Source organism: Sphingopyxis panaciterrae (genome assembly GCF_011762125.1).
Taxonomy (GTDB): domain Bacteria; phylum Pseudomonadota; class Alphaproteobacteria; order Sphingomonadales; family Sphingomonadaceae; genus Sphingopyxis; species Sphingopyxis panaciterrae.
Genome location: NZ_JAASQN010000001.1, coordinates 1,603,176 through 1,619,772, shown reverse-complemented (window position 1 = coordinate 1,619,772; position 16,597 = coordinate 1,603,176). Strand labels below are relative to the sequence as shown.

The following is a 16,597-nucleotide window of genomic DNA, read 5'->3' as shown; positions in this document are numbered from 1 at the left end:
GCGGCGCCGCTGGCAATGCCCTGCCCGTCAGCCGGGCGAATATTCGGCAGCGAGCCGCAGCACGTCTTCGGCAAGCTCCTTGCGGCAGATCAGCAGGTCGGGAAGATAAGGGTCGGCGCAATTATAGACGAGCGCCGATCCATCGACCCGGCTGACGTGCAGCCCCGCCGCAACGGCGACCGCCGCCGGGGCGCAATTATCCCATTCATATTGGCCGCCGGTGTGAAGGTAGATGTCCGCCTCTCCGCGCACGACCGCCATCGCCTTCGCGCCCGCCGACCCCATGGCGAGCAGTTCGGCGCCCATTTTTGCTGCGACATAGACGGCCTCGGCAGCGGGCCTGCTGCGGCTGACCAGCATCTTTGGCGGGGTGTTCGCGGGTCCGAGCGGCCTCGGCGTTCCCGAGGTCAGGGTCAGGTTCAGGCCCGGCAGCGCCACCGCCCCGACCGTCGGCACTCCGTCAACCGCGAGCGCGACATGCACCGCCCAGTCGCTCCGTCCTTCGCTATATTCGCGCGTACCGTCGAGCGGGTCGACGATCCACGCCCGGCGGTTGCCGCAGCGCACGACATTGTCCTTCTCTTCCTCGGACAGGATCGCGTCGCCGGGACGCGCCGCGCGCAATTCACGCATCAGCAACATGTTCGCGCGCGTGTCACCGGCATGGCCAAGCGCCTTGCCCGCAAATTCGCCCGATAACTGAAGGTCGAGCAGGATCGCACCCGCAGCCGTCGCCAGCCGCTCGGCAAGCTGTTCGTCCGTTTCCCCCCTGCCCATGCCTAACCCAACAGGCGATCGATGATCAGGTCCGCGGCCTGATCGGGGGTCATTGCCGTCGTGTCGATCCGGATTTCAGGCGCTTCGGGCGCCTCATAAGGGCTGTCGATACCGGTGAAATTCTTGAGCTGTCCGGCGCGGGCCTTTTTGTAGAGCCCTTTGACGTCGCGTTTTTCGGCCTCGGCGAGCGGGGTATCGATAAACACCTCGATGAACTCACCCTCGGGCAGCATCGAGCGCACCATATCACGCTCGGCGCGGAACGGTGAGATGAAGGCGGTGATGACGATCAGGCCGGCGTCCGACATCAGCTTCGCGACTTCGCCGACGCGGCGGATATTCTCGATCCGGTCGGCCTCGGTGAAGCCGAGGTCGCGGTTGAGGCCGTGGCGGACATTGTCGCCGTCGAGAAGGAAGCTATGGCGATTCATCCGGTGGAGCTTTTTCTCGACCAGATTGGCGATCGTCGACTTGCCCGAACCCGACAGGCCGGTGAACCACAGCAGCGCGGGGCGCTGGTTCTTGAGGTTCGCGCGCATGTCGCGGTCGATGTCGGTCGCCTGCCAATGGACATTCTGCGCGCGGCGCAGGCTGAAGTGGAGCATGCCCGCGGCGACGGTGGCATTGGTGAGCTTGTCGATCAGGATGAAGCCGCCGAGCGTATGGTTGTCCGAATAAGCCTCGAAGGTGATTGGCTTGTCGGTCGACAGTTCGACGACGCCGATGCCGTTCAATTCGAGCGTCTTCGCCGCGAGATGATCGAGTGTGTTGACGTTGATCTCGTACTTCGGCTGCTGGATCGTCGCCGAGACACTCTGCGTCGCGAGCTTGAGCCAATAGGCGCGGCCCGCGATCATCGCCTCGTCGGCCATCCAGACGAGCGTCGCCTCGAACTGATCGGCCGCCTCGGGCGGCGCGTCGGCAGCGGCGATCACGTCACCGCGCGAGCAATCGACCTCGTCGGCGAGCGTCAGTGTTACCGACTGGCCGGCGACGGCTTCAGCAAGGTCGCCGTCGAGGGTGACGATGCGGCTGACCGTCGAGGTCTTGCCGCTCGGCAGGACGCGCACGGCGTCGCCGGGCCTCACCTTGCCGCTCGCGAGCTGGCCCGAAAAGCCGCGGAAATCGAGGTTCGGGCGATTGACCCACTGCGCCGGCATGCGGAAGGATCTGGCTTCATCAGCCGCGCTGCCGACCTCGACATTTTCGAGATGTTCGATCAGCGCTGGCCCCTTGAACCACGGTGTGTTGTCCGAGAGCGCGGTGATATTGTCGCCCTTGAAGCCCGAGATCGGGATCGCCGTGAAGTTCGTGATGCCGATTTCACTCGCGAAGGCGCGATAGGCCAGAGTGATGCGATCGAAGACGGTCTTGTCGTAACCGACGAGGTCCATCTTGTTCACGGCAAGCACGATATGCTTGATGCCGATCAGGTGCGCGAGGAAGCTGTGGCGGCGGGTCTGGGTGAGCACGCCCTTGCGCGCGTCGATCAGGATGACGGCAAGGTCGGCGGTCGAGGCGCCGGTGACCATGTTACGCGTATATTGCTCGTGGCCCGGGGTATCGGCGACGATGAACTTGCGCTTTTCCGTCGTGAAAAAGCGGTAGGCGACGTCGATCGTGATCCCCTGCTCGCGCTCGGCCGCAAGGCCGTCGACGAGCAGCGCGAAGTCGATCTCCTGCCCCTGCGTGCCGACGCGCTTGCTGTCGGCTTCGAGCGCCGCAAGCTGGTCCTCGAAGATCATCTTGCTGTCGTAAAGCAGGCGGCCGATCAGCGTCGACTTGCCGTCGTCGACCGAACCGCAGGTGATGAAGCGCAGCAGCGACTTTTGTTGATGCTGTTCGAGATAGGCCTCGATATCCTCGGCAATCAGCGCATCGGTGACGTAAATGGGGTCGGTAGATGTTTTGGTCATATGGCCTTACTCGTCGCCCCCGCGAAGGCGGGGGCCGTTGGCGTCGGTGCTCCGCCGCTGGCGGCCCCCGCCTTCGCGGGGGTTGACCCTTCGTCAATCTGAAGATTGACGTGGCGGGTCAAAAATACCCCTCCTGCTTCTTTTTCTCCATCGAAGCGTCACCGCCGTCCTTGTCAATGATGCGGCCCTGGCGTTCGCTGGTGGTCGTCAGCAGCATTTCCTGGATCACTTCGGACAAGGTCTTCGCCTCGCTTTCGACCGCGCCGGTCAGCGGATAACAGCCGAGGGTGCGGAAGCGCACCGAGCGCTGCACCGGCGTCTCGCCGGGGAGCAGCGGAAAGCGATCGTCGTCGACCATCAGCAGCAGGCCGTCGCGTGTCACGGTCGGACGCGGGGCGGCGAAATAAAGCGGCACGATCGGGATATTTTCGCGCGCGATATATTGCCAGATGTCGAGCTCGGTCCAGTTCGAGATCGGAAAGACGCGGATGCTCTCGCCCTTCGCTTTCCTCGCATTGTAGAGATTCCAGAGCTCGGGGCGCTGCTTCTTCGGATCCCAGCCATGGCTCGCGGTGCGGAACGAGAAGATGCGCTCCTTGGCGCGGCTCTTTTCCTCGTCGCGGCGGGCACCACCGAACGCGACGTCGAAGCCGTGAAGGTCGAGCGCCTGCTTCAGCCCTTCGGTCTTCCACATGTCGGTGTGCAGCGGGCCATGGTCGAACGGATTGATCCCGCGCGCCTTCGCCTCCGGGTTCTGATAGACGATCAGTTCCATGCCGCTTTCGGCCGCCATGCGGTCGCGCAGCTCGTACATCGCCTGGAACTTCCAGGTCGTATCGACGTGGAGCAACGGGAATGGCGGCGGCGAGGGATAGAAGGCCTTGCGCGCGAGATGGAGCATCACCGCGCTGTCCTTACCGACGCTGTAGAGCATCACGGGCTTGGCCGCGTCGGCCATCACTTCGCGCATGATATGAATGCTCTCGGCCTCGAGCCGGTCGAGATGGGTCAGCGTATCGGTCATGCCCCGCCCTTGCCGCCGCTCATGCCGGCGATCAAGCTGTATGGCCTTGTGGCGCTGCAAGCCAGACTTGTGAGGCAAGCCGTCACGCCGCAGCCGCAACCTTCATTTCGCGCCATTCGGCGGCGATACTCGCGATCGTTTCGAGCGCGTGCGCGAGCCGCGGCGCCACGTCGGGCAGCGCGGCCCAGGCCGGATCGACGACCAGCCCCAGTTCGCGGCGAAAGTCATAGCCGGCGACCTTCAGCGGCACGATGCCGTCGATCGCGAGCGAAACCGGCGCGGTGGTGATGCCGATGCCCGCGGCGACCATGCGCAGGCAGCGTTCGTCGCTTTCGCTGCGCAGCGCAAAGCGCGGGCGGACGCCGTGACGGGTAAAGAAGCGGCTCGTCGCGTCGAGAAACTCGCACGAGCGGCGCGCTATCATCGTTTCGGCGGCGAGCTCTTCGGGGCCGACCTCGATCCGCCCGGCGAGCGGATGATCCGCCGCGACGAACATCGTCAACGGCTCTTCATAGAGTGACACGATATGCGCTCCGCGCTCGTCAGGGCGCAGCGGAAGCAGCGCCATATGAATCCGTCCGCTACCGACCGAGGAGCGCAGGTCGGACTCGCTGCTTTCGATGAGCTCGATCGCGAAACCGGGCCGGAACGGCGCGACGACCGCTTGCAGCAACTCGCTCGACACCGAACGGATGACACCGAGCTTGAACTCGGTGGCGCGGACATCGGCGGCGCGGCCGAAGCCGTCGGCGGTGCGGAAGCCGCGCTCGAGATCGCGGGCGATCGGCAGAAAGCGCCCGCCCGCTTCGGTCAGCCGGATCTGGCGCCGGTTGCGGATGAACAATGGCGTGCCCACGAGCTTCTCCAGCTCGGCGATGCCCGTCGACAGCGCGGGCTGGGTGACGCGGATGCGCTGCGCAGCTTGGGTGAAGCTGCCCCCGTCGACAACGGCGAGGAACTGGCGAATATGGGCGCGTTTTATCATAAATTTTCCTTATGATAAAACGCGTGGAGTTTCAATTTCCATATGATCGGATTTTGATGCAGTATCGCGCCCTGTTCCGCCCTTGATCGATAGGTCCCCCATGCGCGCCACCCCCGATTTCGATTTCGCCCTCGGCGAAAATGCCGACATGATCCGCGACACGACGGCGCGCTTTGCTGATGAGCAGATCGCGCCGCTGGCCGACAAGGCCGACCGCGAGGACTGGTTTCCGCGCGACGAGCTGTGGACGCAGATGGGCGAACTTGGCCTGCACGGCATCACCGTCGAGGAAGAATGGGGCGGGCTGAACCTCGGCTATCTTGAGCATGTCATCGCGGTCGAAGAAGTGAGCCGCGCGAGCGGTGCGATCGGTCTGTCCTACGGCGCGCATTCGAACCTGTGCGTCAACCAGATCCGCCGCTGGGGCAATGCCGAGCAGAAAGCCAAATATCTCCCCCGACTGATTTCGGGCGAGCATGTCGGCAGCCTTGCGATGTCCGAAGCGGGCGCGGGCAGCGACGTCGTATCGATGAAGCTGAAGGCCGAGAAAAAGGGCGACCGCTATCTGCTCAACGGCACCAAATTCTGGATCACGAACGCGACGCATGCCGACACGCTGGTCGTTTACGCCAAGACCAGCCCCGAGGCGGGATCGCGTGGGATCACCGCTTTCCTGATCGAAAAGGACATGCCGGGATTCAGCATCGGGCAGAAGATCGACAAGGTCGGCATGCGTGGAAGCCCCACCGCCGAGCTGGTCTTCGACGACTGCGAAGTGCCCGAAGAGCAGGTGATGGGGCCCGAGAATGGCGGCGTCGGCGTGCTGATGTCGGGGCTCGATTACGAGCGTGTCGTGCTCGCCGGACTCCAGCTTGGCATCATGCAGGCGTGCCTCGATACGGTTATCCCCTATGTTCGCGAGCGCAAGCAGTTCGGCAAGCCGATCGGATCGTTCCAGTTGATGCAGGCGAAGGTCGCCGACATGTATGTCGCGCTCCAGTCGGCGCGCTCCTACGTCTACAATGTCGCCAAGGCGTGCGATGCCGGACAGACGACGCGCTTCGACGCCGCGGGCTGCATCCTGCTCGCGAGCGAGAGCGCGGTGAAGGTCGCGGGCGAAGCGATCCAGGCGCTGGGCGGCGCGGGCTATACCAAGGACTGGCCGGTCGAACGCTATTGGCGCGACGCCAAGCTGCTCGATATCGGCGCGGGCACCAATGAAATCCGCCGCATGCTGATCGGCCGCGAACTGATCGGCGCCGGCGCGTGACCTGGCTCTGGCTGTCGGCCGCCTTCATGGTGACGACGGCCGGGGTTCATTCGGTGCTGGGCTATCGGCGCCTGATCGCGCCGCTATTGCAGCGGCGCGACGGCCCGCTTTCCGAACCGCTGACGCGCCGCATCATTCGCTTTGCCTGGCATGCAACATCGGTGCTGATGCTGATTTCCGCGGTGGCCGTTGCGTGGCCCGGAACCCCGAGCGGCTTGGTGGCGGTCATCGGCGCGGGATGGCTCGCGACCGGTTTGTTCAACGTCGCCTATACGAAGGGCCAGCATATCGCGTGGCCGGCACTGAGCGGCGCGGGCATCTTCGCCCTGATCGGCGCCTTGACATGAATGTGCGCGGACTCATCCATCATGTCGACCTGACGGTCACCGACGCCCCGCGCTCGCGCATCTTCTATGACGCGGTGCTCGGCTTCCTCGGCTATCGCCGATCGGCCGACCATGACCATGGCAGCGACTGGGACCGGGACGGCGAGCCCTTTCATTCGGTCGGCATCATCGAAGCGCGCGGCGAAGGCGCCGCCCGGACGCACGATCGCTATTCGCCGGGCCTGCATCATCTTGCATGGACCGCCGAAAGCCGTGACGATGTCGACGCGCTTGATCAATTGCTGCGCAGCATCGGCGCCACGATCCTCGACGCGCCCGCCGATTATCCGCAATATGGCCCGACCTATTATGCACTGTTCTTTGCCGATCCCGACGGGTTGAAGCTCGAATATGTGCATGGCGCGACGGCGAGCGCTTCATGAGCGACACGCTGCTCGATGCGCTGCAATATTATGGCGCGGGCGCGGCGACGCTCGCGGCGCTGATCGTATCGCTCAACCTTGGCCGGCGCTGGACCGGCTGGGCGTTCGTCATCTTCGTGACGAGCAGCATCGCGCTCGTCGCATGGGGCTTTCTGCAAAGCGACAGCGAAGGCATCGGCTGGCAGAATATAGCGCTGCTGATCATCAACGCGATCGGCGTCTATCGCTATCTGATCCTGAAGGAAGCGCCGGGCACCGCAGACAAGGCGGGCGGAACGGAATGACCGCCCCGCCCTGTCCTATCTTATCCCCAGACGCGCACGCGCTTGTCGGGCGCGAGGTACAGCTTGTCGCCTTCGCGGACGTCGAACGCCTTGTACCAGGCGTCGAGATTGCGGACGGTGAGCGCGCGGTAGTTGCCCGGCGCGTGGCCGTCGGTCGCAACGCGCTGGCGCAGCGCTTCGTCGCGCATCTTGGTCGCCCAGGTTTGCGCAAAAGCGATAAAGAAGCGCTGGTCGCCGGTGAAGCCGTCGATCACCGGCGCTTCCTTGCCCTTCAGCGAGGCATGGTAGGCGTCGTAGGCGGCCTGAAGCCCCGCGACGTCGGCGATATTCTCTCCCAGCGTCAGCTTGCCATTGAGCGCGAGGTCGGGGAACGGTTTGTAGCTGTCGTACTGCGCGGCGAGCGCCGCGCCCGCGGCGTTGAACTTCGCCAGATCCGCCGCGGTCCACCAGTTGCGCAACGCGCCGGTCGAATCGAACGCCGCGCCATTATTGTCGAAGCTGTGGCTGATCTCATGCCCGATGACCGCACCGATCGCGCCATAATTATAGGCGGGATCGGCCTGCGCGTTGAAGAAGGGCGGCTGAAGAATCGCAGCGGGGAAGTTCAGCGCGTTCTGGACCGGCAGGTTCACGGCGTTGACCGTCTGCGGAACCATCCACCATTCGCCCTTGTCCATCGGCTTGCCGATCTTCGCGAGCTGGTGCGCATATTCGGCCTGTTGCCCGGCAACCTCGTTCGCATAGGCGTTGCCGGCGCTGATCGTGTAGCGGCCATAATCGCGCCAGGTTTCGGGATAACCGACCCCCACAGCAATGGTTTCGACCTTCTTGATCGCTTCCTTCTTGGTTTCGGGCGCCATCCAGTCGATGCCGTTCACGCGTTTGGCAAAGGCCGCCTTGATGTTCGTCGCCATGTCGCCGACTTCGGCCTTGGCCGAGGCGGGGAAATATTTGTCGGCATAGGCCTTGCCCACCGCGTCGCCGAGATAGGTGTCGAGCGCCGCAAGAGCGCGCTTGTCGCGGGGGCGCTGCTGCGGTGTGCCCGACAGCGTCGTGCCGTAAAAGGCGAAATGCGCGTTATCGATCGCGCTGGGCAGCACGTCGGCGTGGCTGTTGATCTGATGAAACGTCAGCCAGTCCTTCCACGCATCGAGCGGCTCCGACGCCACAAGTGCCGACAGGCCGGTGATCGCCGCGGCATGATAGGCGCCGAATTTCGCCGCGCCGTCGAGCTTGGCAGCGGCGAGGAAGGCCGGCCAGTCGATGCCCGGTGCCTTTTTGGCGAAATCATCCTTCGTCCAGACGCCGGCGGACTTGGTGAAATCCTCGCTCTGTTCGCGCGTGACATGGGCTTTGGCGATCTTGACCTCCAGATCGTAGATACGCTTCGCCTTTGCCGCGGCGTCGGCCTGTCCCGCCGCTGTGAGCAGCTTGGCGATATACGCCTGATAAGCGGTGCGGATGCCCGCCATCTTCGGATCCGCCGACAGATAATATTCGCGTTCGGGAAGCCCAAGGCCGCCCTGCAGCATATAGGGGATGGTATCGCCGGGGGTCGCGAGACCCTGCGTCACGAAGATGCCGAAGAGATTTTCGGTGAAGAAGTTGGTCGCGTTGAGCGGATCGACGTCGGCGCGGACCTGTTCACCCAATATCTTCGACAGCGCGGCCTTGTCGGCGATGGCATCGAAGCGCGCGAGGTCGGCCGCGACGGGCTTCATCCCGGCGGCGTCGATGGCCTTCGTGTCGGTATAGGCCTTGTAGAAGGCGGCGATGCGCCCTTCGTTGGTATCGGCGCCGGCATTGCCCTTGACGATCGCGTCGATCAGTTCGCGGTTCCGCTTTTCGGTTTCGAGCTGCGCGACCAGAAAGGCGCCGATCGCCGAACGGTCGGCGGGGATCTCGATGGTCTTTTGCCAATTGCCATTGGCGTAGGCGTAGAAATCGTCGCCGGGTTTGACGGCGGTATTCATCGCCGCCTTGTTGATGCCGATTTCGGTCCCGACGGTGTAGCTGGCCTCCTGCTTCTCGCCCTTCGAACAGGCGACGGGGCCGGCGACGATCGCGGCGGTGGACAGCAAGATGGCGAAGACGGTTTTTTTCATGGCGGCGACCTTGTTTCTCGGGGATTTTTCCGGGGATGGGCGAAGGGTCTAGGCCTGTGACAATCCGGTTTCAATACCAACCAATTTCGGCCTGCGGTCCTTTCCAATCGACGAGCGGCAAGTTAGTCCGGCAGGCAATGACGGGAGAGATCAGGACGTGAGTGCACCAGTTTTGGGAACCATGGTCAATCGGGACAGCGAGACCTATCGCGCCAACGACGCGCATAATCGCGCGCTCCGCGACGAATTATGGACGCGGGTCGGCGAGGCCGCGCTGGGCGGCAATGAAAAGGCGCGCGAGCGGCACACGAGCCGCGGCAAGCTGCTGCCGCGCCAGCGCGTCGAGCGGGTGCTCGACCAGGGATCGCCCTTCCTCGAGATCGGCCAGCTCGCCGCGGGCGACATGTACGAAGGCGAGGTTCCGGGCGCCGGGATGATCGCCGGCATCGGCCGCGTGTCGGGGCGTCAGTGCATGATCGTGTGCAACGATGCGACGGTGAAGGGCGGCACTTATTATCCGCTGACGGTGAAGAAGCATCTTCGCGCGCAGGAGATCGCCGAGGCGAACCGCCTGCCGTGCATCTATCTGGTCGACAGCGGCGGTGCCAATCTGCCGCATCAGGACCAGGTGTTTCCCGACCGCGACCATTTCGGGCGCATCTTCTTCAACCAGGCGAATATGTCGGCGAAGCGCATTCCGCAGATCGCCTGCGTGATGGGAAGCTGCACCGCGGGCGGCGCCTATGTCCCCGCGATGAGCGACGAGACGGTGATCGTGCGCAATCAGGGCACGATCTTCCTCGCCGGCCCGCCGCTGGTGAAGGCCGCGACGGGCGAAGAAATCAGCGCCGAGGATCTGGGCGGCGGCGACCTGCACGCCAAGAAATCGGGCGTCGTCGACCATCTCGCCGAGAATGACGAGCATGCGCTGACGATCGTGCGCGATATCGTCAGTCATCTCGGCGATGAAAGCGGGTTCGAGGTCGCGATCAAGGAACCGCGGGCGCCGAAATATGATCCGGAAGAACTCTACGGCATCGTCCCCAGCGACGTGCGCGCGCCCTATGACGTCCACGAAGTGATTGCGCGCATCGTCGACGGCAGCGAGTTTCACGAGTTCAAGGCGAATTACGGATCGAGCCTCGTCTGCGGTTTCGCGCATATCTGGGGCATTCCCGTGGCGATCCTCGCCAACAACGGCGTGCTATTCAGCGAGAGCGCGGTCAAAGGCGCGCATTTCATCGAACTGGCGCAGCAGCGGCGCATCCCCTTGCTCTTCCTCCAGAACATCTCGGGCTTCATGGTCGGCGGCAAATATGAGGCCGAGGGCATCGCCAAACATGGCGCGAAGCTGGTCACCGCGGTCGCGACGGCGACGGTGCCGAAGATCACGGTGCTGATCGGCGGCAGCTTTGGCGCGGGCAATTACGGCATGTGCGGACGCGCTTACTCCCCGCGCTTCCTGTTCAGCTGGCCCAACGCGCGGATCAGCGTGATGGGCGGCGAGCAGGCCGCAAGCGTGCTGGCGACCGTCCACCGCGACGCCGACAAATGGACGCCCGAGGAAGCCGAAGCCTTCAAGGCGCCGATCCGCCAGAAATATGAGGATGAAGGCAATCCTTATCACGCCACCGCGCGCCTGTGGGACGATGGCATCATCGACCCCGCCCAGACGCGCGACGTGCTCGGACTGGCCTTCGCAGCAACGCTGAACGCTCCGGTCGAGGACCGCGGGTTCGGCGTGTTCAGGATGTGACGCGGATGCCTCTATTCCCGAAATCCGTGCGTCTTGTCCTGCTATCCGGCCTCGTGGCTGCGATGCCGTTTGCGGCGCACGCCGCGCCCGAGCCGGCCTTCACTCCCGCGACGCTCGTAATCGCCACCACCGACGGGCAAAGCCACGAAGTAAAGGTCCGTAGCGCGCGCCAGCTCAGAAAAGCGCTCCAGCCCTGTTTCGGCAAGGTGCAGTGCGAAGAGATCAGCGTCGAAACCTGCGATCGTTGCGTCATGACGGCCGAGGCGGTCTATGGCGGCTATCTGCTTCAGTCGCGGCTGGGGCCACCTGGACCGCTCTATGATCTCATCGATGACAGGCCCGGTCGGCAGAACAGTTCGACGTTCAGCCTGAAGGATCTGACGACCATCTTTGTCGACTATCTAACCGATCAAAAGACCATAGCGCTGGCCTGGCGCGACACGGGACAGATTTGAAAGCCATTGGATAAACCCATGATCAACTCCCTTCTCATCGCCAATCGCGGCGAAATCGCCTGCCGTATCATCCGCACCGCGCGGGCGATGGGCATCCGCACCGTTGCCGTCTATTCGGATGCCGATGCCGAAGCGCTGCATGTCCGCATGGCGGACGAAGCCGTGCATATCGGGCCGTCGCCAGCGCGCGAATCCTATCTGGTTGGTGAAAAGATCATCGCCGCCGCGAAGGCGACCGGCGCCGAGGCGGTCCATCCGGGATACGGCTTCCTCTCCGAAAATGCCGAGTTCGCACAGGCGGTGCTCGACGCCGGGCTCGTCTGGGTCGGGCCCAAGCCGTCGTCGATCACCGCAATGGGCCTGAAGGACGCCGCGAAGAAGCTGATGGCCGAGGCCGGCGTGCCGGTGACGCCCGGCTATATGGGGGACAATCAGGACCCCGCCTTCCTTGCAAACCAAGCCGCCGAAATCGGCTATCCGGTGCTGATCAAGGCGGTCGCGGGCGGCGGCGGCAAGGGGATGCGCAAGGTCGACGACGCGGCCGACTTCATCGATGCGCTGGCGTCGTGCCAGCGCGAGGCGGCGGCATCGTTCGGCAACGACCATGTGCTGATCGAGAAATATATTCTGAGCCCGCGCCATATCGAAGTGCAAATCTTCGGCGACACCCACGGCCATGTCGTCCACCTGTTCGAGCGCGACTGCTCGTTGCAGCGGCGTCACCAGAAGGTGATTGAGGAAGCTCCCGCCCCCGGCATGAGCGCCGAAACGCGCGAAGCGTTGTGCGCCGCGGCGGTGCGCGCGGGACAGGCGGTCGATTATGTCGGCGCGGGAACGATCGAATTCATCGCCGACGGCAGCGAAGGCCTGCGCGCCGACCGCATCTGGTTCATGGAAATGAACACCCGCCTGCAGGTCGAGCATCCGGTGACCGAGGAAATCACCGGCGTCGACCTGGTCGAATGGCAGCTCCGCGTCGCGAGCGGCGAGCCGCTACCGCTCGCGCAGGACGAGCTGGAAATCCGCGGCTGGGCGATGGAAGCGCGCCTCTACGCCGAAGACCCGGCGACGGGGTTCCTGCCGAGCACCGGCACGCTGGATGTCCTGATGCTGCCGCTGTCGTCGCGCGTCGACACGGGGATCGAGGAAGGCAGCGAGGTTTCGCCCTTCTATGACCCGATGATTGCCAAGGTAATCACCGCGGGCGGGCAGCGCGAGGAAGCGATCGATTATCTGCGCCAGGAGCTGTCGACGCTGGGGGTGTGGCCGGTGAAGACCAATGCGGGTTTCCTCTATCGCCTGCTCGGCGACGAAGATTTCCGCAACGGTGATGTCGATACTGGGTTGATCGAACGCCGCGGCGAGGCGCTGATGGCCAATCCCCTGCCCCCCGCCGACGAGTTGACGGCAGCGGCGGAACGGCTGGAGGCTGATGGCGACCATGCCCCCGCCGAACTGGCGGGCTTCCGCCTCAATCGCGCCCCAAGCCGCGAGCGGGCGCTGCGCATCAACGGACAGCGCACCTGCTTCGAAGCCGATGCCCGGGCAAACGGCTATGTCGCGAGCCATTTCGAGACGATCGACGGCGGCAGCGCGCTGTTGATGGTGCACGAAGGCGCGACGATGCTGGTTACCGCCGACCGGACCGACGGCGCGGCGGGCAGTGCCGCCGGCGACGGCGCGATCCTGTCGCCGATGCCGGGCAAGATCATCGCGGTCGACGTCGCGCAAGGCGACACGGTGGTGAAGGGGCAGAAGCTGCTGACGCTGGAGGCGATGAAGATGGAGCATAGCCTGACTGCGCCGTTCGACGGTGTGGTTGCCGAACTGAACGCCGAAGCCGGCGCGCAGGTGCAGGTCGAGGCATTGCTCGTGCGGATCGAGGCAGCCGAATGAGCGAGCTGATCCTGCGCGACGCGACCGCGGAGGATCTGCCCGCCATCCTGGCGATGCTAGCCGAAGAAACGATTCCGGCGGACCGCGAAGCCGATCCCGGCGACCCGCGCTATCTTGCGGCGTTCAGGGTGATCGATGCCGACCCCAACCAGCGGCTGATCGCCGCCGAACGGGATGGCCGCATCGTCGGGACGATGCAATTGAGCTTCCTCCCCGGGCTCTCGTTCCGGGGGAGCTGGCGCGGATTGATCGAGGCGGTGCGCATCGCGGCCGACCTGCGCGGGCAGCGGCTGGGCGAACGGATGATCTTGTGGGCGGTCGAACAATGCCGCGCGCGCGATTGCAAGCTCGTCCAGCTCACGTCGTCGGCCACGCGTACCGACGCGCATCGCTTTTACGCCCGGCTCGGCTTCGTACAGAGCCATGTCGGCATGAAACTTCATCTAAGGGATTGATTTATGGCTGGACGATTTTTCGACGAATGGCAGGTCGGCGACACGCTGAAGCATGACATTCGCCGCACGGTGACCGAAACCGACAATCTGCTGTTCACGACGATGACGCATAATCCGCAGCCGCTGCACCTCGACATCGAGGCGGCGAAGGCGTCGGAATTCGGACAGATCCTCGTCAACGGCACCTTCACCTTCAGCCTGATGGTCGGGCTGTCGGTCGGCGACACGACGCTGGGCACGCTGGTCGCGAACCTGGGCTATGACCGGCTGGTGATGCCGAAGCCGGTGTTCATCGGCGACACGCTTCGTGCGGAAAGCGAGGTCATCGGTCTCAAGGAGTCCAAATCGCGGCCGAATGCGGGTATCGTGACCTTCCTGCACCGCGCGATCAACCAGCGCGGCGAAATCGTCTGTCAGTGCGAACGTTCCGCACTGCTCAAGAAGAAAGATCATTGATGCGTCTGCGCTCGCTCCTTTTCGTCCCCGGTGACCGGCCCGAACGCTTTGCCAAGGCGGCGGCGTCGGGCGCCGATGCGATCATCCTCGACCTTGAGGATTCGGTATCGCTCGCGAACAAGGAGGCGGCGCGCGCCGCGATCGCCGACTATCTGGCGGGCGAGCGCGAGGTCATCACGCTCGTGCGCGTCAATCCGCTCGACGGCCATATGACCGCGGCCGACGTCGCCGTGATTGCCGGTGCGCGGCCCGACGCGATCATGCTGCCCAAGGCGGAGGGCGCGCCGAGCATCCAGCAACTCGACACGATATTGCGTAGCGAATCCGCGCGCGACGCGTCGCTGCCGCCGATCCTGCCGATCGCGACCGAAACGGCGGCGGCGATCTTCACCCTCGGCAGCTATCGCGAGGTCAAGGATCGCCTGCTCGGGCTGACCTGGGGCGCCGAGGATCTGCCGGCAGCGATCGGCGCAACGACGAGCCGCAACGAGGATGGCAGCTATACCGCGCCCTATGATGTCGCGCGGTCGCTGACCCTGTTCGCCGCGCACGGCGCCGGTGTCGCCGCGATCGACACGGTGTTTCCGGCAATCAAGGACGAGGCGGGGCTCGCCGCTTATGCCGCCCGCGCGCGACGCGACGGCTTTACCGGCATGATGGCGATCCATCCGTCGCAGGTCGCGCCGATCAATGCCGCCTTTACCCCGGCACCCGACGAAGTGGCGCGCGCGCAGGCGATCGTCGACGCCTTCGCCGCCAATCCCGGCGTCGGCGTGCTGCAGATCGACGGCAAGATGGTCGACGCGCCGCACCTCAAGCAGGCGCAGCACATCCTTTCGTTGGCGGATTGAAAGGCCTGTCATCCCGGCGAAGGCCGGGATCTCACCGGTGCGTCATCGTGATAGGTCGAGATCCCGGCCTTCGCCGGGATGACGATGGGCGGGTGGTGGTTTAGCTCTTCTCTCCAAACGGACGGTGCCGCCTCATCCAGTCGCGGCCGCGATGCCAGCTTTTGCGCAGCCCGCGCTCGGTCAGGGTTTCGAACATCGCATCGGGGCTTTCGGGGTCGAGCAGTTCATGCTCGGCGATATAATCGTCGAACGGCCCCGGCTGGGTCAGGTCGAGCAATTCGAGCGAGCGGCCTTCGCCCCGCAGCCCTTCGATCGTTTCGATCAGCGAGCCGGTGGTTTCGAACCGGCGCCCGACCTCGACGGGCTCGACCCCCAGATGTTCGGCGATCAGCGATTCGCGGAGACGGCGGATCGTCGGTTCGACCCCGGTGTTCGCCGACAGCGCCGCGTCGATGGTCACGTCGCACTCGCTGTCGAGCCCCATCGAGCGATTGTTCATGTTCGCCGAGCCGACCCGGATCATGCGGTCGTCGACCACGGCGGTCTTGGCGTGAACATAGATGGACTCGCCGTCGTGCGTGCGCGGATAATAGACCTTCAGCCGGTCGCCATGCTTCGTCTTGGCGATCTCGCGCACCAATTTCACCCGTGCCGCGTCCATCGCCATCTGTTCGAGCCAGCCGTCGGCGGTTTCGGGCATGACCATGACGAATTCGGGCGGGTCATCTTCGTTCAGCCGTTCGGCGATCGCGGCGGCGATCTTGGCCGAGGTGAAATATTGATTTTCGAAATAAATGAAGCGCTTCGCGGCGGCGATCATGTCGAGATAGAGTTGTTCGATCTCGCGGATTTCCCCGCAGTCCTCATATTCGGCGCGCGTGCGCGAAATCGCGACCTCGACGCCGTGGAAATCGGGTTCGAGGTCGTCGGGCCAATTCTCGCCGTCGCCATTCACGTCGCGCAGCGCCTTCTTCGTCGCCCGCTGCCAGCGCTCATTGCCGAGATCGGCAAGGGCGTTGCCGACCGGCCCCGCCAGGATCATCGTCGAATCGTGCCACGGCATATAGGCATCGCCGTCGGGGTCGGTCCGCCGTGTGTCGCCATCCTTGTGATCGCGCGTGTCCCAGCGCCGCGACCCGACGTCAATGCCGCCGCACACCGCCAAATGATCGTCGAACACCGCGACCTTCTGATGATGGCTGCACCCGACGGGATGCGCGCTGTCGAGGCGGAAACTGATCGATCGCGTCAGTTTCCATCGCGCGATCATCGCAACGATGGTCGGCGACAGGAACTGCTTGAGGCCGCCGAAATTCCAGCGGAGGATGTCGATATCGCGGTCGGGGCAATCATGCGCGAGCCGGAGCAGATAATTGCCGAGCGGTTCGCCCCTGCCCCTTTCGTCCGGCAAGAGCGGAATGCGCGGGTCGAAATCCCATCCGATCAGCAGGATGCGTTCCTTCGCGCCCGCCATCAAACGTTCGAGCAGCGCGTAATAATCCGCGGCATCGACGATCATCCGCGCCTTGTCGGCGCGTTCGATCCGCCAGCAATTGCGGCCTTCGGCAACGATAGGGGAAAGCGCGCCCTCGCTCATG

The 16,597-nt window shown here is 64.4% G+C and carries 16 protein-coding genes; 10 read left to right on the top strand and 6 right to left on the bottom strand.

The window, feature by feature from the left end:
* Positions 1 to 27: 27 nt before the first annotated feature.
* The 4 genes from FHR22_RS07470 to FHR22_RS07455 all read right to left on the bottom strand — a co-directional run bounded on the left by FHR22_RS07470 (position 28) and on the right by FHR22_RS07455 (position 4,702).
* Positions 28 to 777 (bottom strand): 3'(2'),5'-bisphosphate nucleotidase CysQ, encoded by a 750-nt coding sequence (locus tag FHR22_RS07470; protein ID WP_166940491.1) that lies wholly within the window; start codon positions 775 to 777, stop codon positions 28 to 30.
* 2 nt (positions 778 to 779) lie between these two features.
* Complete coding sequence (gene cysN / locus FHR22_RS07465; protein WP_166940489.1) at positions 780 to 2,693, bottom strand: sulfate adenylyltransferase subunit CysN; 1,914 nt, start codon at positions 2,691 to 2,693, stop codon at positions 780 to 782.
* A 118-nt stretch (positions 2,694 to 2,811) separates the two neighbouring features.
* The gene (gene cysD, locus FHR22_RS07460) at positions 2,812 to 3,717 is read right to left on the bottom strand and encodes a sulfate adenylyltransferase subunit CysD (RefSeq protein ID WP_166940487.1); all 906 of its coding nucleotides are present in this window, start codon (positions 3,715 to 3,717) and stop codon (positions 2,812 to 2,814) included.
* Between the two features lie 82 nt (positions 3,718 to 3,799).
* Positions 3,800 to 4,702: a LysR family transcriptional regulator gene (locus FHR22_RS07455; RefSeq protein WP_166940485.1), complete on the bottom strand. Its 903-nt coding sequence runs from the start codon at positions 4,700 to 4,702 to the stop codon at positions 3,800 to 3,802.
* A gap of 100 nt (positions 4,703 to 4,802) precedes the next feature.
* Between FHR22_RS07455 and FHR22_RS07450 the strand changes: the two genes are divergently transcribed.
* The 4 genes from FHR22_RS07450 to FHR22_RS07435 are packed head-to-tail and all read left to right on the top strand — an operon-like array spanning position 4,803 to position 7,025.
* Positions 4,803 to 5,972 (top strand): isovaleryl-CoA dehydrogenase, encoded by a 1,170-nt coding sequence (locus FHR22_RS07450; RefSeq protein WP_166940483.1) that lies wholly within the window; start codon positions 4,803 to 4,805, stop codon positions 5,970 to 5,972.
* Positions 5,969 to 6,319, top strand: a complete 351-nt coding sequence (locus FHR22_RS07445) for a hypothetical protein (protein WP_166940481.1) — start codon at positions 5,969 to 5,971, stop codon at positions 6,317 to 6,319. Before FHR22_RS07450 ends, FHR22_RS07445 begins: the two co-directional genes overlap by 4 nt.
* A complete protein-coding gene (locus FHR22_RS07440; RefSeq protein WP_166940479.1) occupies positions 6,316 to 6,741 on the top strand; it encodes a VOC family protein in 426 nt (141 codons plus the stop codon). Before FHR22_RS07445 ends, FHR22_RS07440 begins: the two co-directional genes overlap by 4 nt.
* Positions 6,738 to 7,025, top strand: a complete 288-nt coding sequence (locus FHR22_RS07435; protein ID WP_166940477.1) for a hypothetical protein — start codon at positions 6,738 to 6,740, stop codon at positions 7,023 to 7,025. The genes FHR22_RS07440 and FHR22_RS07435 overlap by 4 nt, the downstream gene beginning before the upstream one ends.
* A gap of 20 nt (positions 7,026 to 7,045) precedes the next feature.
* Here FHR22_RS07435 and FHR22_RS07430 read toward each other — a convergent pair whose 3' ends face one another.
* Positions 7,046 to 9,130: a M13 family metallopeptidase gene (locus FHR22_RS07430; RefSeq protein ID WP_166940474.1), complete on the bottom strand. Its 2,085-nt coding sequence runs from the start codon at positions 9,128 to 9,130 to the stop codon at positions 7,046 to 7,048.
* A 157-nt stretch (positions 9,131 to 9,287) separates the two neighbouring features.
* On the opposite strand from FHR22_RS07430, the gene FHR22_RS07425 reads away from it, so the two are divergent.
* From FHR22_RS07425 to FHR22_RS07400, 6 genes are read left to right on the top strand one after another with little or no spacing between them, the layout of a single operon-like run.
* Positions 9,288 to 10,886 carry a carboxyl transferase domain-containing protein gene (locus FHR22_RS07425; RefSeq protein WP_166940472.1) on the top strand — a complete coding sequence of 533 codons (1,599 nt, stop codon included), beginning with the start codon at positions 9,288 to 9,290 and terminating at the stop codon, positions 10,884 to 10,886.
* 53 nt (positions 10,887 to 10,939) lie between these two features.
* Positions 10,940 to 11,341 carry a hypothetical protein gene (locus FHR22_RS07420; protein ID WP_166940470.1) on the top strand — a complete coding sequence of 134 codons (402 nt, stop codon included), beginning with the start codon at positions 10,940 to 10,942 and terminating at the stop codon, positions 11,339 to 11,341.
* A gap of 18 nt (positions 11,342 to 11,359) precedes the next feature.
* Positions 11,360 to 13,237, top strand: coding sequence for an acetyl/propionyl/methylcrotonyl-CoA carboxylase subunit alpha (locus FHR22_RS07415; RefSeq protein WP_166940468.1), 1,878 nt, complete (start codon positions 11,360 to 11,362; stop codon positions 13,235 to 13,237).
* Positions 13,234 to 13,692: a GNAT family N-acetyltransferase gene (locus tag FHR22_RS07410; protein WP_166940466.1), complete on the top strand. Its 459-nt coding sequence runs from the start codon at positions 13,234 to 13,236 to the stop codon at positions 13,690 to 13,692. The genes FHR22_RS07415 and FHR22_RS07410 overlap by 4 nt, the downstream gene beginning before the upstream one ends.
* 3 nt (positions 13,693 to 13,695) lie before the next feature.
* Positions 13,696 to 14,148: a MaoC family dehydratase gene (locus FHR22_RS07405; protein WP_166940464.1), complete on the top strand. Its 453-nt coding sequence runs from the start codon at positions 13,696 to 13,698 to the stop codon at positions 14,146 to 14,148.
* Complete coding sequence (locus FHR22_RS07400) at positions 14,148 to 14,999, top strand: HpcH/HpaI aldolase/citrate lyase family protein (protein ID WP_166940462.1); 852 nt, start codon at positions 14,148 to 14,150, stop codon at positions 14,997 to 14,999. Before FHR22_RS07405 ends, FHR22_RS07400 begins: the two co-directional genes overlap by 1 nt.
* Before the next feature lie 100 nt (positions 15,000 to 15,099).
* Here the strand turns inward: FHR22_RS07400 and FHR22_RS07395 are convergent, their stop codons facing one another.
* A complete protein-coding gene (locus FHR22_RS07395) occupies positions 15,100 to 16,596 on the bottom strand; it encodes a phospholipase D-like domain-containing protein (protein ID WP_166940460.1) in 1,497 nt (498 codons plus the stop codon).
* Position 16,597: the final 1 nt, after the last annotated feature.